At 75.9% G+C, this 21,537-nt stretch carries 21 protein-coding genes and 2 pseudogenes; 9 read left to right on the plus strand and 14 right to left on the minus strand.

Annotated features, from left to right (window positions below; translation table 11 throughout):
- Nucleotides 1–42: 42 nt before the first annotated feature.
- Both NX801_RS10360 and NX801_RS10365 read left to right on the plus strand, forming a co-directional pair.
- Nucleotides 43–1,305, plus strand: a complete 1,263-nt coding sequence (locus tag NX801_RS10360) for an MFS transporter (RefSeq protein WP_258787284.1) — start codon at nt 43–45, stop codon at nt 1,303–1,305.
- A gap of 142 nt (nt 1,306–1,447) precedes the next feature.
- Complete coding sequence (locus tag NX801_RS10365) at nt 1,448–2,527, plus strand: zinc-binding dehydrogenase (protein ID WP_258787041.1); 1,080 nt, start codon at nt 1,448–1,450, stop codon at nt 2,525–2,527.
- Nucleotides 2,528–2,699: 172 nt separating this feature from the next.
- Here the strand turns inward: NX801_RS10365 and NX801_RS10370 are convergent.
- Nucleotides 2,700–2,924, minus strand: a pseudogene (locus NX801_RS10370) (EamA family transporter); the annotation flags it as partial.
- 39 nt (nt 2,925–2,963) lie between these two features.
- The gene (locus NX801_RS10375; protein ID WP_258787042.1) at nt 2,964–3,698 is read right to left on the minus strand and encodes a TetR/AcrR family transcriptional regulator; all 735 of its coding nucleotides are present in this window, start codon (nt 3,696–3,698) and stop codon (nt 2,964–2,966) included.
- A gap of 52 nt (nt 3,699–3,750) precedes the next feature.
- On the opposite strand from NX801_RS10375, the gene NX801_RS10380 reads away from it, so the two are divergent.
- Together NX801_RS10380 and NX801_RS10385 are read left to right on the plus strand one after the other, a co-directional pair.
- Complete coding sequence (locus NX801_RS10380; protein ID WP_258787043.1) at nt 3,751–4,902, plus strand: acyl-CoA dehydrogenase family protein; 1,152 nt, start codon at nt 3,751–3,753, stop codon at nt 4,900–4,902.
- A gap of 223 nt (nt 4,903–5,125) precedes the next feature.
- Nucleotides 5,126–5,752 (plus strand): TetR/AcrR family transcriptional regulator, encoded by a 627-nt coding sequence (locus NX801_RS10385; protein ID WP_258787044.1) that lies wholly within the window; start codon nt 5,126–5,128, stop codon nt 5,750–5,752.
- 78 nt (nt 5,753–5,830) lie between these two features.
- Here the strand turns inward: NX801_RS10385 and NX801_RS10390 are convergent, their stop codons facing one another.
- Nucleotides 5,831–6,292: a MaoC family dehydratase gene (locus tag NX801_RS10390; protein WP_258787045.1), complete on the minus strand. Its 462-nt coding sequence runs from the start codon at nt 6,290–6,292 to the stop codon at nt 5,831–5,833.
- A 176-nt stretch (nt 6,293–6,468) separates the two neighbouring features.
- Between NX801_RS10390 and soxR the strand changes: the two genes are divergently transcribed.
- On the plus strand, nt 6,469–6,981 hold the full coding sequence (gene soxR, locus NX801_RS10395; RefSeq protein WP_258787046.1) for a redox-sensitive transcriptional activator SoxR: 513 nt from the start codon (nt 6,469–6,471) through the stop codon (nt 6,979–6,981).
- 98 nt (nt 6,982–7,079) lie between these two features.
- Here soxR and NX801_RS10400 read toward each other — a convergent pair whose 3' ends face one another.
- From NX801_RS10400 to NX801_RS10410, 3 genes are all read right to left on the minus strand, one after another.
- The gene (locus tag NX801_RS10400) at nt 7,080–7,793 is read right to left on the minus strand and encodes a 3-keto-5-aminohexanoate cleavage protein (RefSeq protein ID WP_258787048.1); all 714 of its coding nucleotides are present in this window, start codon (nt 7,791–7,793) and stop codon (nt 7,080–7,082) included.
- Between the two features lie 31 nt (nt 7,794–7,824).
- Nucleotides 7,825–8,436, minus strand: a complete 612-nt coding sequence (locus tag NX801_RS10405) for a hypothetical protein (RefSeq protein WP_258787050.1) — start codon at nt 8,434–8,436, stop codon at nt 7,825–7,827.
- Between the two features lie 241 nt (nt 8,437–8,677).
- Nucleotides 8,678–9,961, minus strand: a complete 1,284-nt coding sequence (locus tag NX801_RS10410) for an exo-beta-N-acetylmuramidase NamZ family protein (RefSeq protein ID WP_258787052.1) — start codon at nt 9,959–9,961, stop codon at nt 8,678–8,680.
- 292 nt (nt 9,962–10,253) lie between these two features.
- Here NX801_RS10410 and NX801_RS10415 point away from each other — a divergent pair, with 292 nt between their 5' ends.
- Nucleotides 10,254–11,021: an SDR family oxidoreductase gene (locus NX801_RS10415; RefSeq protein ID WP_258787285.1), complete on the plus strand. Its 768-nt coding sequence runs from the start codon at nt 10,254–10,256 to the stop codon at nt 11,019–11,021.
- A gap of 187 nt (nt 11,022–11,208) precedes the next feature.
- A complete protein-coding gene (locus NX801_RS10420; protein ID WP_258787053.1) occupies nt 11,209–11,802 on the plus strand; it encodes a TetR/AcrR family transcriptional regulator in 594 nt (197 codons plus the stop codon).
- Nucleotides 11,803–11,889: 87 nt separating this feature from the next.
- On the opposite strand, the gene NX801_RS10425 is transcribed toward NX801_RS10420, so the two are convergent.
- From NX801_RS10425 to NX801_RS10435, 3 genes are all read right to left on the minus strand, one after another.
- On the minus strand, nt 11,890–13,104 hold the full coding sequence (locus NX801_RS10425) for an acyl-CoA dehydrogenase family protein (RefSeq protein WP_258787054.1): 1,215 nt from the start codon (nt 13,102–13,104) through the stop codon (nt 11,890–11,892).
- 6 nt (nt 13,105–13,110) lie between these two features.
- The gene (locus NX801_RS10430) at nt 13,111–14,142 is read right to left on the minus strand and encodes a phosphotransferase family protein (protein ID WP_258787287.1); all 1,032 of its coding nucleotides are present in this window, start codon (nt 14,140–14,142) and stop codon (nt 13,111–13,113) included.
- Nucleotides 14,143–14,379: 237 nt separating this feature from the next.
- Entirely contained in the window at nt 14,380–14,694 is a 315-nt protein-coding gene (locus NX801_RS10435) for a hypothetical protein (protein WP_258787055.1), read from the minus strand.
- 197 nt (nt 14,695–14,891) lie between these two features.
- Here NX801_RS10435 and NX801_RS10440 point away from each other — a divergent pair, with 197 nt between their 5' ends.
- Complete coding sequence (locus NX801_RS10440) at nt 14,892–15,833, plus strand: NADP-dependent oxidoreductase (protein ID WP_258787056.1); 942 nt, start codon at nt 14,892–14,894, stop codon at nt 15,831–15,833.
- Between the two features lie 165 nt (nt 15,834–15,998).
- On the opposite strand, the gene NX801_RS10445 is transcribed toward NX801_RS10440, so the two are convergent.
- The 3 genes from NX801_RS10445 to NX801_RS10455 are packed head-to-tail and all read right to left on the minus strand — an operon-like array spanning nt 15,999 to nt 17,364.
- A complete protein-coding gene (locus NX801_RS10445) occupies nt 15,999–16,307 on the minus strand; it encodes a DUF202 domain-containing protein (protein ID WP_258787057.1) in 309 nt (102 codons plus the stop codon).
- A complete protein-coding gene (locus tag NX801_RS10450; protein WP_258787058.1) occupies nt 16,304–16,714 on the minus strand; it encodes a YidH family protein in 411 nt (136 codons plus the stop codon). The genes NX801_RS10445 and NX801_RS10450 overlap by 4 nt, the downstream gene beginning before the upstream one ends.
- Nucleotides 16,711–17,364, minus strand: a complete 654-nt coding sequence (locus NX801_RS10455; protein ID WP_258787059.1) for an NUDIX domain-containing protein — start codon at nt 17,362–17,364, stop codon at nt 16,711–16,713. Before NX801_RS10455 ends, NX801_RS10450 begins: the two co-directional genes overlap by 4 nt.
- 160 nt (nt 17,365–17,524) lie before the next feature.
- Between NX801_RS10455 and NX801_RS10460 the strand changes: the two genes are divergently transcribed.
- Nucleotides 17,525–19,180: an FAD-binding dehydrogenase gene (locus NX801_RS10460; protein ID WP_258787060.1), complete on the plus strand. Its 1,656-nt coding sequence runs from the start codon at nt 17,525–17,527 to the stop codon at nt 19,178–19,180.
- A gap of 1,397 nt (nt 19,181–20,577) precedes the next feature.
- Here the strand turns inward: NX801_RS10460 and NX801_RS10465 are convergent.
- Together NX801_RS10465 and NX801_RS10470 are read right to left on the minus strand one after the other, a co-directional pair.
- Nucleotides 20,578–20,997 carry a nuclear transport factor 2 family protein gene (locus NX801_RS10465; protein ID WP_428986120.1) on the minus strand — a complete coding sequence of 140 codons (420 nt, stop codon included), beginning with the start codon at nt 20,995–20,997 and terminating at the stop codon, nt 20,578–20,580.
- Nucleotides 20,980–21,420, minus strand: a pseudogene (locus tag NX801_RS10470) (ASCH domain-containing protein); the annotation flags it as partial. The gene NX801_RS10465 and the pseudogene NX801_RS10470, both read right to left, overlap by 18 nt.
- Nucleotides 21,421–21,537 lie beyond the last annotated feature (117 nt).

The raw sequence follows: 21,537 nt of genomic DNA on the forward strand, positions 1-21,537 counted from the left end.
GGCCGCACCGGCCGGGCCGCCCCGGCCGGCCGGCGCCGGTGGCTGCTGCGCCTCGTCATCGCCTTCTGCTTCACCCAGGGCGCCGTGTCGATGGCGCGGCCCGCCGTCTCGTACCGGGCCCTGGCGCTGGGCGCCGACGAGCGGGCGGTCGGGGTCATCGCGGGTGTCTACGCCCTGCTGCCGCTCTTCGCCGCCGTCCCGCTCGGGCGCTGGACCGACCGGGGCCGGTGCGCCCCGCTGCTGCCGGCCGGGGTGGTGCTGATCGCGGTGGGCTGCGGCTTCAGCGGTACGGCGGGCTCGCTGCCCGCGATGGCGGCCTGGAGCGGAGTGATGGGGCTCGGCCACCTCTGCTTCGTGATCGGCGCCCAGTCACTGGTGGCCCGCCAGTCGGCGCCGGCCGAACAGGACCGGAACTTCGGCCACTTCACCATCGGCGCCTCGGTCGGCCAGCTGATCGGCCCGGTCGCCGCCGGGCTGCTGGTCTCCGAGCGGGACGGCGCCATGGGCCCGAGCAGCGCCCTCGCCCTGCTGGTGGCGGCCGGGGTGGCCGCCGCCGGGCTCACCTCGCTCCGGCGGATCGAGCACCGGAGCGCCGATGGACCGGGCCGTCCCGGCGAGGCGTCCGCCGGGGCCGGCCGGGTGCCGGTCCGGGGGATCCTGCGCACCCGGGGCGTCCCGGCGGGCATCCTGACCAGCCTGGCGGTGCTCTCCGCCATCGATGTGCTGACCGCCTATCTGCCGGTGGTCGGGGACGCCCGCGCCATCCCGCCCGCCACCGTCGGGCTGCTGCTGAGCCTGCGGGCCGCCGCCACGATCGGCTTCCGGCTGGTGCTGACGCCCCTGCTCCGGCTGCTGGGCCGGACCGTGCTGCTCGCCGGGAGCTGTCTGTTCGGCGGGCTGCTCTGCGCGGGCCTCGCCCTGCCGGTGCCCGTCTGGGGGCTGGCGCCGATGCTCGCCCTGCTCGGGTTCTGTCTGGGCGCCGGCCAGCCGCTGTCGATGACCACCGTGGTCCGGGCCGCCCCCGACGAGGCCCGCTCCACCGCGCTCGCCCTGCGGCTGACCGGCAACCGGCTGGGCCAGGTGGCCGCGCCCGCCGCCGCCGGACTGGTCGCCGGGGCCACCGGTCCTGCCGCCCCCTTCGTCCTGCTCGGCGCCCTGCTGGTGGCGGCGGCCTGGCTGGGCGCCCGGCCGGGCGGGCCCGGCGGTGACCGGGAGCCCGAACCCGGTTCGGAGCCGCCGCCCGGCCGGACGAACGGCGCCGAAAACCGGCCGGGCCCCCTGGCGCCGGAAAATTACCACCGATAGTTTGCGGGGACCGGCCCGGTGCGCCCGCACCGGCCCGCCCCGTCCCGCTCGCCCCGTCCACCCCCCCCTCTGCCCCGTCCACCTCGCCCGTCCCGTCCACCCTGGCCATCCTGTTTCGCGTACAACCGGGAGAGAACCGATCGTGGTCCGTGCCGCCGTCCTGCCCGCCGTGGGCGCACCGCTGGAGATCACCCGTATCGAGCTGCCCGACCCCGGGCCAGGCCGCGTCCGGGTGCGACTGGCCGCCGCGGGCGTCTGCCACTCCGACCTCTCGCTCTCGAACGGCACCATGCGGGTGCCGGTCCCCGCCGTACTGGGCCACGAGGGCTCCGGCACGGTGCTGGCCGTGGGCGAGGGGGTGAGCCATGTAGCGCCCGGCGATCCGGTGGTGCTCAACTGGGCGCCGTCCTGCGGCACCTGTCATCACTGCGCGCTGGGCGAGGTCTGGCTGTGCGCGGGCGCGCTGGCCGGGGTGGGGGAGGTGTACGCCGTCACCGAGGACGGCACCGAACTGCACCCGGGGCTCAATGTCGCCGCCTTCGCCGAGGAGACGGTGGTCGCGGCCGACTGCGTCCTGCCCGCCCCGGCCGGGGTGCCGCTCACCGACGCCGCCCTGCTCGGCTGCGCGATGCTCACCGGCTGGGGCGCCGTCCACCACTCGGCCCGGGTACGGGCCGGCGAGTCCGTGGTGGTGTTCGGGGCCGGCGGCGTCGGTCTGGCCACCCTTCAGGCCGCCCGGGTGGCCGGCGCGGGACCGATCGTCGCGGTGGACGTCTCCCCGGCCAAGGAGGAACTGGCCCGCCGGGCCGGCGCCACCGACTTCCTGCTCGCCTCCCCGACCACCGCCAAGGAGGTCAGGGCGCTCACCGGGGGCCGGGGCGCCGACGTGGCGGTGGAGTGCGCCGGCCGGGCCGCCGCCATCCGTACCGCCTGGGACTCCACCCGGCGCGGCGGCCGCACCACCGTCGTCGGCATCGGCGGTACGGACCAGCAGGTGACCTTCAACGCCCTGGAGCTCTTCCACTGGGGCCGCACCCTCTCCGGTTGCGTGTACGGCAACTCCGACCCGGCGGCGGACCTGCCGGTGCTCGCCGGGCACATCCGGGCCGGCCGGCTGGACCCGGGCGCCCTGGTCACCGAACGGATCGGCCTCGCGGACATCCCGGCCGCCTTCGACGCCATGCTGACCGGCCGGGGTGGCCGCGCCCTGGTCGTCTTCTGACCGGCGGCCCCCGCGCGCGGCCTCCGGCCGTCGGGAGAGGCTCACGTCCGGGCGTGGCCGTCACCCTTCCGCCGGGCCGCCCCCCGGGGGGACCGGGCGCCCGGGGAGGCGGGCCGGCCGGGAGCGCCGCCATCGGCGGAAGGCCGTACGGCGGCGGCACCCCGGCGGACGGTCACTTCCGGGAGCGGCCGGAAGAACGAGACCGGGTCTCGCCCCCTCGCTCCACGCGCGGCCGGGAGCGGGAGAGCGCCACCCCGGCCAGGGCGAGCGGCCGGGGCAGCTCACCCAGGACCAGCCAGGACAGCAGCACCACGGCCGGCACGGCGCAGGTCGTGGCGCCCATCCGCCCGGCCGCCGTGCGGGCCGGCGCGTACGCCCAGGTGGTGAACGCCGGCGCGGCGAGGCCCCTGGATGCCATCGCCTCAGGATCCTCCCGTCACCTTTCGGTGGCGACCGAACCGTCGTCGTCCCGGCCGCCCCGGTCGCCCCGGTTGTCCCGGGGACCCGGACCGCCCCCGGCGGGGTCCGGCAGCGCGGCGTGCTGGAGGGCGAGGCCGTCGAGCAGGGCCCGCAGCCCGGTCTCGAAGGCGTCCCGGTCGATCCGCTCCTGCCGTTCGGCCAGCAGATGGGCCTGGCCGAGGTGCGGATAGTCGGCCGGGTCGTACGCCGAGGCGTCGTCCACGAACCCGGCGGCGAAGGAGCCGAGCGCCGAGCCGGTGACGAAGAACCGCAGCAGCGCGCCGATCCGGGTGGCCTGGGCGGGCGGCCAGCCGGCCCGCACCATGGCGCCGAAGACCGCGTCCGCGACCCGCAGTCCGGCCGGGCGGCGGCCGGGGCCCCGGACCAGTACCGGGACGATGTTCGGATGGTCTGCCAGGGCGGCACGGTAGGAGACGGCCCAGTCGTGCAGCGCCGCGCGCCAGTCGCGCCCGGCGTCCGGGTCGAACATCGACAGATCGACCCGGGCGCTCACCGCGTCCGCGACCGCCTCCAGGATCTCGTCCTTGGTGCGGAAGTGGTTGTAGAGCGAGGGCCCGCTGACGCCCAGCTCGGCGGCGAGCCGGCGGGTCGAGACGGCGGCCAGCCCCTCCGCGTCCACCAGCGCGCCCGCCACGGCGACGATCCGGTCTCTGCTGAGCAGGGGCTTGCGCGGTCGGGCCATGCGGCACATAGTAGGCCGGGCAGCGAGAAACTAGCAGTGGTAGTTGAAGCGGGGGCCGCGGGTGGACCTGGAACCGAACGAGGAGCAGACGGCCGCGCGGCGGCTGGCGGCGGAGTTCGTCCGGCGCGAGGTCACTCCGCACGTACGGGAGTGGGACCGGGCCGAGAGCGTGGACCCGAGCCTCGTGTGGAAACTCGGTGAGCTGGGCTTCCTCGGGCTCACCGTCCCCGAGGAGTACGGCGGCTCGGGCGGCGACCACCTCACCTACTGCCTGGTCACCGAGGAACTGGGCCGGGGCGACTCCTCGGTGCGCGGGATCGTCTCCGTCTCGCTCGGCCTGGTCGCCAAGACCATCGCCGCCTGGGGGACCGACGAGCAGAAGCGTGCCTGGCTGCCCCGGCTCACCGCCGGCGAGGCGCTCGGCTGCTTCGGCCTCACCGAGCCCGGCACCGGCTCCGACGCCGGCCATCTCACCACCCGCGCCGAGCGCCGGGGCGGCGACTACGTCCTCAACGGCGCCAAGATGTTCATCACCAATGGCACCTGGGCCGATCTGGTGCTGCTCTTCGCCCGGACCGGAGAGGCCCCGGGCCACCGGGGCATCTCCGCGTTCCTGGTGCCCGCCGACACCCCGGGGCTGACCCGGCGGCCCGTGCACGGCAAGCTCGGGCTGCGTGGCCAGTCCACCGCCGAACTGGTCCTGGAGGACGTCCGGGTGCCCGCGTCCGCGCTGCTGGGACCGGCGGGCAAGGGGTTCTCGATCGCCATGTCGGCGCTGGCCAAGGGCCGGATGTCGGTGGCGGCCGGGTGCGTCGGCATCGGCCAGGCCGCCCTGGACGCGGCGGTGGAGTACGCCGGGGAGCGCGAGCAGTTCGGAAAGCCGATCGCCTCGTACCAGCTCGTCCAGGAGCTGATCACCGACATCGCGGTGGACGTGGACGCGGCCCGGCTGCTGACCTGGCGGGTGGCCGATCTGATCGACCGGGGCGAGGAGTTCGCCACCGCCGCCGCCAAGGCCAAGCTCTTCGCCTCCGAGGCCGCCGTCCGCTGCGCCAACAACGCCCTCCAGGTGTACGGCGGTTACGGCTACATCGACGAGTACCCGGTCGGCAAGCTGCTGCGCGACGCCCGGGTGATGACCCTCTACGAGGGCACCAGCCAGATCCAGAAGCTCATCATCGGCCGGGCCCTCACCGGGATCTCCGCCTTCTGAGGACGCCGGCGGCCCCGGCTCCCGCGCGACCGGCGGCCCCGGCCGGCCCCCGGCCGCTTCCCGGGGCCCGGCGGGGCCCCGGCCCCCGGCCACCCGCCCCCTCCGGTCCCGGCCGGCCCGGTCCGTACCGCCGTCCGCGCGGACACCCTAAGCGCTTGCTCACCCTCGGGGTATGGTGTGCCTCCCCGGGACGAGTCCCCGGGACGAGCGGAAGGGGCGCGCGATGGGTACGGCGGAGGAGACGGCCGACGACATGCCGTGGGGCGAGGTGACCCCGGACGCGGCCCGGCGGCTGCTGGTCGCCGCCGTCGCGGCCTTCGCCGAGCGCGGCTACCACGCCACCACCACCCGGGACATCGCCGGCCGCGCCGGGATGAGCCCGGCCGCGCTCTACATCCACTACAAGACCAAGGAAGAGCTGCTCCACCGGATCAGCCGGATCGGCCACGTCAAGGCCCTGGCGATCCTGGAGGGAGCGGCCGGCGGCCCCGGCGGCGCGGCCGACCGGCTGGCCGACGCCGTGCGTTCCTTCGTCCGCTGGCACGCCGGGCGGTACGACACCGCCCGGGTGGTCCAGTACGAGCTGGACGCGCTCGGTCCCGAGCACCGCGCCGAGATCCTGGAGCTGCGCCGCCGGAGCGACGCCGCCGTCCGCCGGATCCTCGAAGACGGGGTACGGGAGGGCGAGTTCGACGTGCCGGACGTGCCCGGGACCACCCTGGCGGTGCTCTCGCTCTGCATCGACGTGGCCCGCTGGTTCAACACCCGGGGCCGGCGTACGCCCGACGAGGTGGGCGCCCTCTACGCCGACCTGGTGCTGCGGATGGTGGGCGCCCCGCCCCGGCCGTGAGCCCGGCCCCCGTCCCGGACTCCGGAGCCGGATTCCCGGAGTCGGGGCCGGGGGCCGGGGGCGGGGCCGGCCCCGGGGTCAGAAGTAGTACCGGGAGACCGACTCCGCCACGCACACCGGCTTGTCGCCGCCCGCACGCTCCACGGTGACCTCGGCCGTCAGCTGGAGACCGCCGCCCGCCTCCGCGACCTCCTTGACCACGGCGGTGGCGCGCAGCCGGGAACCGACCGGCACGGCCGCCGGGAACCGCACCTTGTTCGTCCCGTAGTTGACGCCCATCCGCACCCCCTCCACCCGCATGATCTGCGGGACGAACAGGGGGAGCAGCGCGAGGGTGAGATAGCCGTGCGCGATGGTCGTCCCGAACGGCCCCGAGGCGGCCCGCTCCGGATCGACATGGATCCACTGGTGGTCGCCGGTGGCCTCGGCGAACAGATCGATCCGCCGCTGGTCCACCTCCAGCCAGTCGCTGGGGCCCAATCGCTCACCGACCGCCGCCCGCAGTTCGTCGGCGGTGGTGAAGATCCTCGGTTCCGTCATGCCCCGCTCTCCCGTCTTGCCGGTGCTGCTCGTCCTGCCCGTCCAGTGTGGCGCCGGTCCGTGCCCGGGGTCCGCAGGCCCCTGAGGGGACGGGTTTCCAAGCGCTTGCTCAGCATGGTGGCCGGGGTGGCCCCTGTCAACGGACCGGCCGCGCGGTGTCCCGTAGGGTGGGCGAGGTGCCGCAGATTCCCGAGAAGGTCCCCGAGCTCACGGTCGGCCAGCTGTCCGCGCGCAGCGGGGCGGCTGTCTCGGCCCTGCACTTCTACGAGGCCAAGGGCCTGATCAACAGCCGCCGTACCAGCGGGAACCAGCGCCGCTACGCCAGGGACGCGCTCCGCCGGGTCGCCTTCGTCCGGGCGGCCCAGCGGGTGGGCATCCCGCTGGCCACCATCCGGGAGGCGCTGGCCACCCTGCCGGAGGAGCGCACCCCCACCCGGGAGGACTGGGCGACGCTCTCCGCGGCCTGGCGCTCCGAGCTGGACGCCCGGATCCAACAGCTCGGCCGGCTGCGCGACACCCTCGCGGAGTGCATCGGCTGCGGCTGCCTGTCGCTGGAGACCTGCGAACTCTCCAACCCGGGCGATGTGTTCGGCACCCGGCTGACCGGCTCCCGGCTGCTCGCGGAGCGCGCCCGCACCGACTGTGCCCCGAAGGCCCCGACAGCCCCGGAGACCGCGCAGGACGCCTGAGCCGGCCGCGCCGGCCCGTACGCCCGCCCCGGCTCCCGCGCCCGTACGCCCCGTACGCCACGGCTCCCGCGCCCGTACCCCGCCCCGGCCCCGGCCCCTCACCCGGTCAATGCCACCGCGGCGGCGACCAGTTCGGCGTTGGAGCGGGCCGGGCGGCCGTCCGGCAGGCACCGGGTGTCCTCCAGCCCCACCCGGGTGGCCAGCCCCCGTTCGCGCGCCAGCCGCAGGACCGGCCAGGCGCCGCCCTCCTCGCCGTGCAGCAGCACCGGCACACCCGGCGCCGTCCCGGCGAGCGCGGCCAGCAGTTCCCGGGCGGTCGCCGGGGCCGTCGCGGGCTCCTGGTCCGTCACCTCGGCCAGCACCCGCAGCATCCGAGGCGCCAGCGGGGAGCGGCGGAACAGCCGGGCGCCGTCGGTGCCCGACCAGATGCCGGCCTCCACGCCGATGCCGCGCTCCAGCAGGGCGGCGGCCAGTTCCTCGGCGCCCGGCTCGTGCCAGTTGACCGAGGCGTGGTCGGGCAGCACCGTCCAGGAGCGCACCCGTTCGAGCCGTCGTCCCGGGTCGGGCTCGGCCCAGCCGCCCGTGGTGACCCCGACCGGCACGTCCACCACGGCCCGGATCGCGGCCAGCGCCGCGCCCACCACCCGGGGCGCCATACTGTCCGCGCCGCACGGCGACTTCGGGTGGACGTGCACATCCACCGCGCCCGCCGCCACCGCCTCCGCCGCCGACTCGGCCAGGGCGTCCGGAAAGAGCGGAACCGCGGCGGAGTCCCCCGCACCGCGTGCTCCGTTGAGACAGACCTGAATCATGCCCACCAGGGTGCCCGGAACCCGATCGGGCTCACGCCACCGACGCCAGCACCCGGTGCTGTATCCGCTTCGCGGTCCGCAGCGTCTCGGACGTCAGCACCGGCTGGGGCACCACCACCCCACAGCCCGCGCAGACCGGGCCGAACCACGGCTCCTGGGTCAGCTCGGGCCGCCACTCGATCTCGTCGCCCGCACAGACCGGGCAGCGCTCACCGGGCTCGGCCCGCAGCGCGGCGATCAGCCGGCGCAGCGCCTCCGCCAGCGGGAGCGTCGGGTGCAGGGTCGGGTCGTCGCACCGCGCCACCCCGTACCCGCCCCAGGTGCGCCGGTGCCAGTCGTCGATGGAGCCCGGCCGGCGCAGTCCGTCGTGCTTCTCGCGCTTCCGCCGCTCGGCGAACTCCTCCTCGTACGCGAGCCACACCGCCCGCGCGTCCTCCAGCTCCTTCAGCGCGGCCACCAGCCGCGCCGGATCGGCGTCCCGGTCCTCGGGCCCGAACCTGTGCCGGGTGCAGAGATGATGCCAGGTCGCCTGGTGCCCGTAAGGGGCGAACCGCTCAAGGCACTTGCGCAGCGAGTACCGTCGCAGCGCCACATCGCACTCGGGGTCGCGGACTTGTCTGGCGAGACTCCGGAAACCGGCCATCGTACGTACCACCTCCGCCGCTGATGCTTCTGCGTCGAGACCCCGGCCCCCGGAGGAGCCGGAGGCCCGGGGAATCAAGGAATGGACGTACGGGTGCCCGGTTCGGATCCATCGAAAAAGCGGATCGACACTTTCGTGGGTAAGAAGACCCATTTTCCGGCCACCGGTCCACCGGGGTGCTCTCGCCCATCTCGCCCGCACCGCACCCGAGATGTCTGGTCGGCGGTGTCCGGCCCATCGCTCAGCGGTACATCAGATACCTTCGCCGCAGCTCCCGGAAGCCGGCCAGCTCCCCCCGCCAGGCGCGCACCACGTCGTCAGGACCGGCGCCCGCGTCGATCAGCGTCCGCACCCGGGAGGAGCCGGTCAGCCGGTCGATCCACTGGTCCGGGCGCCAGGCGAAGCCGGGCCAGAGGCGCTTGGCGGTGACCAGCAGGGCGATGCCGGTCCGTACCGGGTCGAACGCCCGCCGGTCGTGGACGTGCAGGTGCACCCCGCCGGCCGTGCGGCCCGCGAACTTCGAGAAGACCGGCGCGAAGTAGGCCTCCCGGACGTGCAGCCCGGGCAGCTCCAGCGCGTTCACCGCCGCCGCCCACCGCCCGTCGATCCCCTCGGCGCCCAGCAGTTCGAACGGCCGGGTGGTGCCCCGCCCCTCCGACAGATTGGTCCCCTCGAAGAGGCAGCTGCCCGCGTACACCAGTGCGGTGTCCGGCGTCGGCATGTTGGGGCTGGGCGGCACCCACGGCAGACCGGTGGTGCCGAAGAAGTCGTCCCGCGCCCACCCCGACATCCGTACCGTCTCCAGCTCCACCGGGCGGGTCAGGAACTCCCCGTTGAACAGCCGGGCCAGTTCCGCCACCGTCATCCCGTGCGCCTGGGCGATCGGCTCCCGTCCGACGAAGGAGGCGAACGCCCGGTCCAGCACCGGCCCCAGCGCCGCCCGCCCGGTCACCGGGTTCGGCCGGTCCAGGACGAGCACCCGCTTCCCCGCGAGCCCGGCCGCCACCATGCAGTCGTGGAGCGTCCAGATGTAGGTGTAGAAGCGCGCGCCCACGTCCTGGATGTCGAAGACGACGGTGTCCACACCGGCCGCCGTGAAGATGTCCGCCAGCGCCTGACCGCTCTTCTGGTATGTGTCGTAGACCGGCAGCCCGGTCGCCGGATCGGTGTACCGCCCCTCCGAACCGCCCGCCTGGGCCGTGCCCCGGAAGCCGTGCTCCGGCCCGAAGACCGCCCGCAGATCCACCCGGGGGTCGGCGTGCATCACGTCCACGATGTGCCGGACGTCCGGGGTGACCCCGGTCGGATTGGTCACCACCCCCACCCGCCGTCCGGCCAGCTCGCGGTAGCCGCCGGCGGCCAGCCGGTCGAACCCGGTCCGCACCCGGGGCGCCTCGCCGGCCGGCGAGGCGGCGGGGACGGGGCCGGGGGATCCGGCCAGGGCCGGCCCGGCGCTCCCGCCGGTGAGCCCCGCCGCCCCCGCCGTGGAGCCGGCGATCAGCAGATCTCGTCTGGACACGTCCATGGGCGCACCTCCGGGGCTCCTCGGCCGGGGCCCGTCGCGCCGAGGAGCCCCGGAGTGGACGCCTCGCACGCTAGCGCGCCCGGCCGCCGCCGGGAACGGGACCCGCGCACACCCGGCCCGGCTCCCTCCGTCCACCCCTTTCCGATGACATACCGACCGGTTAGTCTGCCGACGGCGCCGCGGCCGTACGGCGGGACGCACGGCGGCCGTACGGCGGCAGCCGCGACGAAGAGGTACGGCAGGCCGTACGGCGGCGGGCCGGCCGACGGAGGGAAGGGCCACCGTGGACTTCATGGACACGCTGCGGGGCGCGGGCGTGGTCGTCACCGGGGCGGGCGGCGGCATCGGGGCGGCGCTCGCCCGCAGGTTCGCCGCCGCGGGCGCCCGGGTCGTGGTCAACGATCTGGACGCGGAGCGCGCCGCGTCGGTCGCCGCCGGGATCGGCGCCACCGCCGTCCCCGGGGACGCCTCCCTGGTCGTCGCGGAGGCCCGGGCGGCGCTCGGCGGGGAGATCGACGTCTACTGCGCCAACGCCGGGGTCGGCTCGCCGGGTGACGCCTTCGCGGACGAGCCGGTGTGGGCCGCCGCCTGGGACGTCAATGTCATGGCGCACGTCCGCGCGGTCCGCGCCCTGCTGCCCGGCTGGCTGGCCCGGGGCGGCGGGCGGTTCGTCTCCACCGTCTCGGCCGCCGGGCTGCTCACCATGGTCGGCGCCGCGCCCTACAGCGTCACCAAGCACGGCGCGTACGCCTTCGCGGAATGGCTGTCCCTCACCTACCGCCACCGGGGGCTGAAGGTGCACGCCATGTGCCCGCAGGGTGTGCGTACGGACATGCTCACCGCCTCCGGAGCCGCCGGCGAGCTGCTGCTCGTCCCCACCGCCGTCGAGCCCGAGGCGGTCGCGGAGGCGCTGTTCACGGGGATGGCCGAGGACCGGTTCCTGATCCTGCCGCACCCGGAGGTGGCCGGGTACTACGCGGGCCGGGCGGCCGACCCGGAGCGCTGGCTCGGCGCCATGAACGGGCTCCAGCGGCAGTGGGAGGCCATGGACCGGGAGTGAGCACCCCCGCGCCCCCGGGTGACCGGCCGCGGTCCGCGAGCGCCGCCCGGCAGCGGGGGCCCGCGAGCCCCGCCCGGCGGCCGGGCGTGGCCTGCCCGCACCGGCCGGACGGCCGGATGCGAAGATCCTGCCTGGCACCGGAGCACGTCCACGACCGACGACGGAGACGCGAGAGAGGCGGCGGCGCATGGCCAGGACAACGGACGGGAGCGGCACCCCCGTCCCGCAGCGGCTGCTCGCCGCCGCCACCCGGCTCTTCGCCGAGCGCGGCTACGACCGCACCTCCGTCCAGGAGATCGTGGAGGCGGCAGGCGTCACCAAGGGCGCCCTCTACCACTACTTCGGCTCCAAGGAAGACCTGCTCCAGGAGGTCTACTCCCGGGTGCTCCGGCTCCAGCAGGAGCGGCTCGACGCCTTCGCGGAGGCCGACGCGCCGGTCGGGGAGCGGCTGCGGAACGCCGCCGCCGACGTGGTGGTCACCACCATCGAGAACCTCGACGACGCCGCCATCTTCTTCCGCTCCATGCACCACCTCAGCCCGGAGAAGAACAAGCAGGTACGTGCCGAACGACGGCGCTACCACGAGCGGTTCCGGGCCCTGATCGAGGAGGGCCAGCGGGCCGGGGTGTTCTCCCCGGCCACCCCGGCGGACCTGGTGGTGGACTACCACTTCGGCTCGGTCCACCATCTCTCCACCTGGTACCGCCCGGACGGCCCGCTCAGCCCCGAGCAGGTCGCCGGCCACCTCGCCGACCTGCTCCTCCGCGCCCTCCGGCCCTGAGCCACCCTCCGGCCCTGAGCCGCCCGCCGGGCCCTCCGCCCGCGTCAGGCGTACCGGCGCGGCTCCCGCCGGGTCCCCGCCGCCGCGTCAGGCGTACTTGCGCAGCTCCCGGCGGGCCAGCGAACGCTGGTGCACCTCGTCCGGGCCGTCGGCCAGCCGGAGGGTCCGGGCCGCCGCCCACAGCTCGGCGAGCGGGAAGTCCTGGCTCACCCCGGCCGCGCCGTGCAGCTGCACCGCCCGGTCGATGATGTCCACCACCGCGCGCGGAGTGGCGATCTTGATGGCCTGGATCTCGGTGTGGGCGCCCCGGTTGCCCACCGTGTCCATCAGCCAGGCCGTCTTGAGCACCAGCAGTCGCAGTTGCTCCACCGCCACCCGGGCGTCCGCGATCCAGGCGCGCACCACGCCCTGCCGGGCCAGCTCGGTGCCGAAGGCGGTACGCGAGAGCGCCCGGCGGCACATCAGCTCGATCGCCCGCTCGGCCATCCCGATCAGCCGCATGCAGTGGTGGATGCGCCCCGGGCCCAGCCGCGCCTGCGCGATGGCGAAGCCGCCGCCCTCCTCCCCGATCAGCTGGCCGGCCGGCACCCGGGCCCCGTCGAAGACCACCTCGGCGTGGCCGCCGTGGTAGTGGTCCTCGTAGCCGTACACCCGCATCGCCCGCCGCACCTCGACGCCGGGAGTGTCCCGGGGCACCAGCACCATCGACTGGCGGCGGCGCGGATCGGCGCCGCCGGGATCGGTCTGGCCCATCACGATGAAGACCGCGCAGTCCGGGTGCATGGCCCCGGAGATGTACCACTTGCGCCCGGTGATCACATAGTGGTCGCCGTCCCGCTCGATCCGGGTCTCGACGGTGGTGGCGTCCGAGGAGGCCACGCCCGGCTCGGTCATCGCGAAGGCCGACCGGATCTCCCCGGCCAACAGCGGTTCCAGCCAGCGCTTCCGCTGTCCCTCGTCGCCGAACTCGGCCAGCAGCTCCATGTTCCCGGTGTCCGGCGCCGCGCAGTTCAGTGCCGTGGGGGCGAGTTGGGGCGAGCGCCCGGTGATCTCGGCCAGCGGCGCGTACTGGAGATTGGTCAGCCCGGCGCCGTACTCCGGGTCGGGGAGGAACAGGTTCCACAGCCCCCGCCGCCGCGCCTCGGCCTTCAGCTCCTCCACCACCGGAGGGGTCTCCCACGGCGAGGCGAGCCGCTCCCGCTGCTCCCGCGCCACCTCCTCGGCCGGGTACACCCGTTCGTCCATGAAGGCGAGCAGCCGCTCCCGCAGTTCCTCGGTGCGCGCGTCGAACGCGAAGTCCATACCGGTTCAGCCCTTCCGGAGCGTGGTGGGACGCGGGGTGAGCGTGGTGAGTGTGGTGAGCCCGTGCTCGATGAAGACCGGGACCAGCGCGCCGATCCGGTCGAAGCCGGCGCCGACGGTCTGCCCGAGGGTGTACCGGTAGTGGATGCCCTCCAGGATCACGGCGAGCTTGAACCAGGCGAACGCCGTGTACCAGGCGACCGCCGAGGTGTCCCGGCCCGAGCGGGCGGCGTACCGCTCGACCAGTTCCCCGGCCGGCGGATGGCCCGGGGCGCCCGCGGTGGTGGAGACGGGGGAGTCCGGCAGCTCCAGCGGGGTGCTGTACATGACCAGCAGCCCCAGGTCGGTGAGCGGGTCCCCGAGGGTGGACATCTCCCAGTCCAGCACGGCGGCCACGGTGTCGTCCGGGCCCAGCAGGGCGTTGTCCAGCCGGTAGTCGCCGTGCACCACGGTGGGCGCCGGGGAACCGGGCAGCGCCCGGGCGAGACCGGCGGCCAGCGCGTCGATACCGGGCAGCTCCCGGCTGCGGGAGGCGTCCAGTTGCTTGCCCCAGCGGCGCAACTGCCGCTCCAGGAAGCCGTCCGGGCGCCCGAAGTCCCCGAGCCCCACCGCCGCCGGGTCCACCGCGTGCAGCTCCACCAGGGTGTCGACCAGGGCGAGCACGGCCGACCGGGTGCACTCCGGCCCCAGCGCGGCCAGCTCACCGGCGGTCCGGTAAGGAGTGCCGGGCACGTACTCCATGACGTAGAAGGGCGCCCCGAGCACCGACTCGTCCTCGCAGAGCAGCACCGGCTCCGGCACCGGGACGGCGGTCGGGTGCAGGGCGCTGATCACCCGGTGCTCCCGCTGCATGTCGTGGGCGGTGGCCAGCACATGGCCCAGCGGCGGCCGCCGTACCACCCACCGGCCGGCCCCACCGCCGCCGTCCCCTTCGCCGGTCACCAGATAGGTGAGATTCGACCGCCCGCCCTCGATGAGCCGGGCGGTGAGCGGCCCGGACACCAGCCCGGGCCGCTCCCGGTCCAGCAGCGCGCGCAGCCGCCCCGGGTCGAGACCGGGCGGCCCCGGCTGCTCGGGTGAATCCGGTCGCTCCGGCTGCTTCGACTGTTCCGGCTGTCGTTCCGGCTGTTCGGGCGGCACGGGCTGCTCGGCGGGCACGGCGGGCACCTCCGGGGACGGCGGCGTGAAGGTCGGCAGCAGTCTGACCGACCAGTCGGTATGTCATCCAGAGGGTACCCGGCCGCGCGCCGGGCCACGGTGCCGGGAGGCCGGGATTCAGTGCTCGTCCCCGTGCCTGTCGTGGGCGGCGTGCCGGTGGCCGTCGTGGGCGTGGGCTCCGCCGTCGTCATGGATGCCGTGGAGCACGGCCGGATGCCCGCGGCCGGCGCCGTGCTCATGGGCGTGGCCGCTGTGCGCGATGTGCTCACCGGGCTCGCACGCGTCCCCGCGGCCGGCGTGTTCCCGGTGCGGATGCCCGTCGTGCGCGAAGGCCCCGCTGTCGTCATGGATGCCGTGCGGTACGGAGGCGTGTCCGCGGCCCGGCCCGTGGGTGTGGTCGTGGCCGGGGTGTTCGGGGTGGGGAGCGGTCATGGCAGCGCCCTTTCCGGGAAGACCCGCCGGGCTCCGTCCCGGGGCGCCCGCCGGGGGCTGCCGGGGACTCTTCGGACTCTCCCACCGTAGTCCGCCCCCGCGCGGGCCGCCGGGACACCCGTACGCCGCTTCCGGCGCGGGCCGCCGGGACACCCGCCGGGTTGCGGGCGCCGGGCCCGGGCCGGAGGGTCGGACCCATGAAGGCGATCAGCTACCGCCGCTACGGCGGTCCCGAGGTCCTGGAGTACGGCGACCGTCCCGACCCGCGCGTCGGCCCCGACAAGGTGCTGGTCAGGGTGCGCGCGGCGGCGGTGAACCCGGTCGACTGGAAGGCCCAGGCCGGCTATCTGGACACCGCCCTGGACACCGTCTTCCCGGTCGTCCCCGGCTGGGACGTCTCCGGTGTCGTGGTGCAGCCCGGGGTGGCGGTGCCGGAGTTCGCGGTCGGCGACGAGGTCATGGGCTACGTGCGGGAGGACGTGCTCTGCCACGGCACCTTCGCCGAGTACGTCGCCGCCCCGGTCCGCACCCTGGCCCGCAAGCCCCGCAACCTGGGCTTCGAGGAGGCGGCCGGGCTTCCGCTGGCCGGGCTCACCGCCTACCAGGTGCTGCGCGGCGCCCTGCGGGTGGGCCCCGGCGACACGGTGCTGATCCACGCGGCGGCCGGGGCGGTGGGCGCCCTCGCCGTCCAGCTCGCCCGGCACTTCGGGGCGCGGGTGCTCGGCGCCGTACGGGAGCACGGCGCGGACCGGGTGCGCGAGCTGGGCGCCGAGCCGGTGGTGTACGGCGACGGCTTCAAGTCCCGGGTACGGACCGCCGCCCCGGACGGGGTGAACGCGGCCTTCGACACGCTGGGCGGCCAGACGCTCAAGGACTCGGCCAATCTGCTGGCCCCGGAGGGGCGGCTGGCCTCCATCGCGGACGGCGAGGTCGCCTCACTGGGCGGCGCCTATGTGTTCGTACGGCCCGACCCGGACGACCTGGCCGCCCTCGCGGACCTGGCCGAGCAGGGCGTGGTGACGGTACGGGTGGCCCGCGCCTTCCCGCTGGAACGCGCCGCCGAGGCCCAGCGGGTCCAGCAGGAGGGCGGGCTCAACGGCAAGGTCGTGGTCACCGTCGAGGAGGCCGGGACCGGTTGACCGGCGGCCGGCCGGCCACCGACCGACTGCCGGCCGTCGTCGGGACCGGCCGGCCACCGGCCGGACACCGTCGTGATCGACTGGCCGGTCGACCCCCGCGCGGACGGCGGCCGGGCGCCGTCCGGCCACCGCGCGGACGGCGGACCCGTGCCGCACCGCCGGGGCTCACACCACCACCGCCACCGCGAACGCCGCCAGCGCCACCACGCAGAGCGCCGCCGACGCCGGGTACCGGAGTCCGGCCGCCCGGGGGCGCGGTGTGTCCAGCTCCCGCGCCCGGCGGTGCGCCAGCCCCAGGAACGCCAGCCACACCAGCAGCGAGAGCGCGCCGCCCAGCAGCCCGGCCGGTGACCGGCCGTCGTGCAGCCCCTGCCGGGCCGCCAGCACCGCCACCACCGTGCAGGAGAGCGTCGTACGCCGCCAGGCCAGCCGGGTGCGCTCCGGCTGCAGCCCCGGGTCCCGGGACTCCGTCACCGCAGCCGGCCCAGCAGCACCACCAGGACCATCGCCGCCGCGACCGCCCCCACCAGCAGCCCCAGCAGCACCGGGAAACGGCTCACCGGCAGATCCTCGCCCCGGCGCATCGCCCGCTCGGCCCGCACCCAGTGGTTGACCGCCCGCAGCGCGCAGAGCGCCCCGGCACCCAGCAGCGCCAGCGCCAGGGCGACCCGGACGCCCCAGCGCAGCTCCGGCAGGAACTGGTCCACCGCGAACCCGCCGCCCACCAGCGCCAGCGCGGTGCGCAGCCACGCCAGGAAGGTGCGCTCATTGGCGAGCGAGAAGCGGTAGTCCGGGGTCCTGCCCTCCTCCCGGATCCGCTCGGGCGCGAACCAGAGCCGCAGCCCCCGGGCGAGCCCGCCGCGCTCACCGGATCCACTCATCCGGCGGAGCCCCCGCCCCCGGGCTCCCCGCGCCCACCGGGCTCCCTGGACTCCCCGGGTTCCGCGAACTCCCCGCGCACACAGAGTTCCCGGCGTTCCCGGCGTTCCGGGCGTTCCCGGCGTTCCCGCTCCCGCCACTCCCGCCAGTCCCGCAGCCGTTCATAGGCCGCGACGCCGTCCGGCACCCAGTCCCAGTCGGCCAGCCGGGCCACCACCTCCGGCTCCGGGAGGAAGGTGTGCCAGGCGACCTCCTCGACCTGGGGGGAGACCGGCAGCTCGCAGCGCACCTCGTAGACGGCCGACCACCAGGAGCCATGGCCGTACTCCCCGGAGTCGTAGAAGAACCGGAAGAGCGGTACCGGCCGCGGCAGCCCGCGCACCCCCAGTTCCTCCTCGGCCTCCCGCAGCGCCGCCTCGTCGTAGCTCTCGCCGGCCCCGACGACTCCGCCGACGAACATGTCGTAGCGGGAGGGGAAGATGGCCTTCACCGGCGTCCGGCGGTGCACGAAGATCCGGTCCTCCGCGTCTCTGGCCAGGACGAACACACACCGGTGCCGCAGTGCCCGGGCGTACACCTCACCGCGCGGCGCCTGTCCCACCACCCTGTCGCGCTCGTCCACGACATCCAGGATCTCGTCAGCAGAGCTCATGATCCCATCAAAGCAGCCCCCGAAGGAGTCCACCGAGAGAGCCCACCGGTCCGGTCCGGACGGTTGACGGGTTACCGCCGGGTACTGAAGATCGGACCAGTCCACCGGCGAGAGCGCCCACCAGGGGACAGCGGATGGACAGAGGGGCAGAGGGACACCCATGGCGTACGACGCTGATGTGATCGTGATCGGTGCGGGGCTCGCCGGACTGGTCGCGACCGCCGAACTGGCCGACGCCGGACGGAGCGTCATCCTGCTCGACCAGGAGCCGGAACAGTCCCTCGGCGGCCAGGCGCACTGGTCCTTCGGCGGCCTCTTCCTGGTCGACTCGCCCGAGCAGCGCCGGATGCGGATCCGGGACAGCCACGACCTCGCCCTCCAGGACTGGCTGGGCACGGCCGGCTTCGACCGGCCCGAGGACCACTGGCCCCGGGCCTGGGCGGAGGCGTACGTCGACTTCGCGGCCGGCGAGAAGCGGGCCTGGCTCCGCCGCCAGGGGGTCCGGTTCTTCCCGGTCGTGGGCTGGGCCGAGCGCGGCGGCTACGCGGCGACCGGCCACGGCAACTCGGTGCCGCGCTTCCACATCACCTGGGGGACCGGGCCCGGCCTGGTCGCCCCGTTCGAGCGGCGGGTGCGCGCGGCGGCGGCCCGGGGCCTGGTCCGGCCGCTGTTCCGGCACCGGGTGACCGGGCTGTCCACCACGGCGGGCGCCGCCGATACGGTGAGCGGCGAAATCCTGGAGCCGTCAACCGCCGAACGAGGGGCCGCCAGCGGCCGGGAGGTGTCCGGCGCCTTCGAGTACCGGGCCCAGGCGGTGATCGTCACCTCCGGCGGTATCGGCGGCAATCACGAGCTGGTACGCGCCCAGTGGCCGGAGCGGCTCGGCACCCCGCCCGGGAAGCTGCTCTCCGGGGTGCCCGCCCATGTGGACGGGCTGATGCTCGGCATCGCCGAACGGGCGGGCGCCCATCTGATCAACCGCGACCGGATGTGGCACTACACCGAGGGCATCGAGAACGGGAACCCGATCTGGGCCCGGCACGGCATCCGCATCCTGCCCGGCCCCTCCTCGCTCTGGCTGGACGCGCGCGGCGCCCGGCTCCCGGTGCCGCTCTTCCCGGGCTTCGACACCCTGGGCACCCTGGAGCACATCATGCGCACCGGCCACGGCCACACCTGGTTCGTGCTCAACCGCCGGATCGCCGGCAAGGAGTTCACCCTCTCCGGCTCCGAGCAGAACCCCGACCTGACCGGCCGCTCGGTGCGCGGGGTGTTCGAACGGGCCCGCGCCGACGTCCCGGGGCCGGTCCAGGCGTTCCTGGACCACGGCGCCGACTTCGTGGTGGAGCCGGACCTGCCGGCGCTGGTCCGGGGGATGAACGCGCTCACCGCCGAGCCGCTGATCGACGAGGCCGCGCTGCGCCGGGAGATCGTCGCCCGGGACCGCGAGATCACCAACCCGTTCACCAAGGATCTCCAGGTCACCGCCATCCGGGGCACCCGCCGCTATCTGGGCGACCGGCTGATCCGTACGGCCGCCCCGCACCGGCTGCTCGACCCGGCGGCGGGCCCGCTGGTCGCCGTACGGCTGAACATCCTGACCCGGAAGTCGCTGGGCGGTCTGGAGACCGACCTCGCCGCCCGGGTGCTGCGGCAGGACGGCGAGCCGCTGCCCGGCCTGTACGCGGCGGGGGAGGCGGCCGGCTTCGGCGGCGGCGGGGTGCACGGCTACCGCTCCCTGGAGGGCACCTTCCTCGGCGGCTGCCTCTTCTCCGGCCGAGCCGCCGGCCGCGCCGCCGCCCACGCGGTGTCCTGAGGACCCCGGGTGCGAGCCGCCCCAGGACCGCCCGCCCACCGCGCCGCGCCCTTCCGGGCCCCGCCCTTGGCTCCGGGGACCCTTCCGGGCCGCCGGCGCATGGAATCGCCCGGCCCCGGGGGCCCGGCCGCTTACCGTCCCGTGGCTCCCGGGCCTCCGGCGCACGATGTCCGCCCCCCGGGGCTTCCCGGGTCCCGGAAGGCTCGGCCGGTCCCTTCCGGGCCCCGCCGGGTCACCCTGCTCCGGCCGTCCCGGGGTGCCTTCGCCTCGCCCCGGCTGGCCTGCGCCCGGGGCGCCCTCGAACGCCGACCCCTCTGCGGGCTCCCCGGCCTCCGGCGTACGGCATCCGCCGGCCGCGCCGCTGCCCGCGCGGTGTCCTGAGGACCCCGGGTGCGAGCCGTCCCAGGACCGCCCGCCCGCCGCCCCGGCCGCCCACCGCGCCGCGCCCTTCTGGGCCCCGCCCTCGGCCCCGGGGCCCCGGCCGCTTACCGTCCTGTGGTTCCCGGGCCTCCGGCGCACGACGTCCGACGGCCCGGGGCTCCCCGGGTCCCGGAAGGCCCGGCGGGTTCCTCCCGGGCCTCGAGGGGCCACCCTGCTCCTGCCATCCCGAGGTGCCCATCACCTCGCCCCGGCTGGCCTGCGCCCGGGGCGCCCTCGAACGCCGACCCCTCTGCGGGCTCCCCGGCCTCCGGCGTACGGCATCCGCCGGCCGCGCCGCTGCCCGCGCGGTGTCCTGAGGACCCCGGGTGCGAGCCGCCCCAGGACCGCCCGCCCGCCGCCCCGGCCGCCCACCGCGCCGCGCCCTTCTGGGCCCCGCCCTCGGCCCCGGGGCCCTGGGGCCCCGGCCGCTTACCGTCCTGTGGTTCCCGGGCCTCCGGCGTACGGCATCCGCCCCCCGGGGCTTCCCGGGTCCCGGAAGCCCCGGCCGGTCCCTCCCGGGCCCCGCCGGGTCACCCTGCTCTGGCCACCCCGGGGTGCCTTCACCTCGCCCCGGCTGGCCTGCGCCCGGGGCGCCCTCGAACGCCGACCCCTCTGCGGGCTCCCCGGCCTCCGTCCACCCCGAAACCGCCGGCCGCGTGGGACCCGCTCCGGCTCCGGGGCTCCCGCCCCGCAGGCTCGCGACGGACCTCTCCGGCCGCTCCAGACCATGGTCCCGGCCGTGCGGCCCGGCATGGCCCTCGTCATGCCCGGCCCTTCAGGTCCGGGACCCGCCGGCCCCCTCCGGTGCCCCGGCCCCGCCCGTCCCAGGGACTCCGCCCTGGGGGCCCCGCTCCTGTCCGACCCGGAGCACCCCTGCCGGCCCCGCCCCGGCCGCCAGGCGCTCCCGCCCCGGTTCCTGTCGGCCCTCCGGTGCCCCCGGTCCCGCCCCCGATCACCCCGGGGACCCGCCCCGGGCCTCAGCCGTCCCCCGCCGGTGTCCCCTGGTGGTAGTAGAGCCGCCACTCGGCCGCCCCCGCCGCCGTCTCCGCCGGAGTGGACCGGCGCCAGAGCGAGCTGCGCCGCGCCCGCCCGCCGGGTCCCGTCGTCTCGTACGTCAGGTGCACCAGCTCCGGGCCCAGCTCCACGGCGGCCATCCCGGCGACCCGTACCGCGCCCTCGGCCGCCGTACCCGTCACGGCCTCCGCGCCCGCCATCCCCGGCAGGGCGTCCAGCAGTTCCGCCCGGCTCCACCGCCGCCCCGAGGCGCCCACCTCCGAGAACTCCGGGTGCAGCAACCACCCGGCCGCCTCGCGGGAGCGGCGTACCGCCGGGTCCAGCAGCCGCAGCTCACCCGCGACCGCCCGGTCCGCCCCCGCCACCGCCCGCCGGGCGGCCACCCGGAACCGCTCGGTGACCAGCATCGTGGTGTCGTCCACGGTGAAGTCCGGGTCGCCCAGCGCCGCCCGCAGCTCCGGGCCGTGCCAGAACTCCTCGTGGCCCGCGCGCCAGGCGGCGACCGTCTCGTACCCCTCGCCCTCGTCCCGGGCGTGCTCCAGGTCCACCGCGCCGAGCGGCAGCACCCGCACCCCGGTCAGCTCGATCACGGCCACCGGGAGCCCGTACGAGTCGAGCACCGCCGACCGCCGGCCCACCTCCGGCAGCGGCTCCCGCTCCGCCTCGTACTCGGCGAGCAGTCCGGTCGTGGTGGTCTTGGCGCCGGAGAGCACCACGGCCACCAGCCGGTCCCGCAGCGGCCCCGGAAAGCCCAGCAGCTGTGGCGGCAGCCCGTCCACCGGCTCGTCTGTCACGTCGTTCCCCACCAGGCCCCCCACCAGCGTGTCTCCGCTCTCCAGGATCGGAGTGATCCGAGTGATCCGAGTGATCCGAGCAATCGGAGTCTGGCACGCGGGAGGGCGCCGGGAAGCGGATTTTCCCGG

Origin of the sequence: Streptomyces pyxinae (assembly GCF_024756275.1) — a bacterium.
In the GTDB taxonomy this organism is placed as follows: Bacteria; Actinomycetota; Actinomycetes; order Streptomycetales; family Streptomycetaceae; genus Streptomyces; species Streptomyces pyxinae.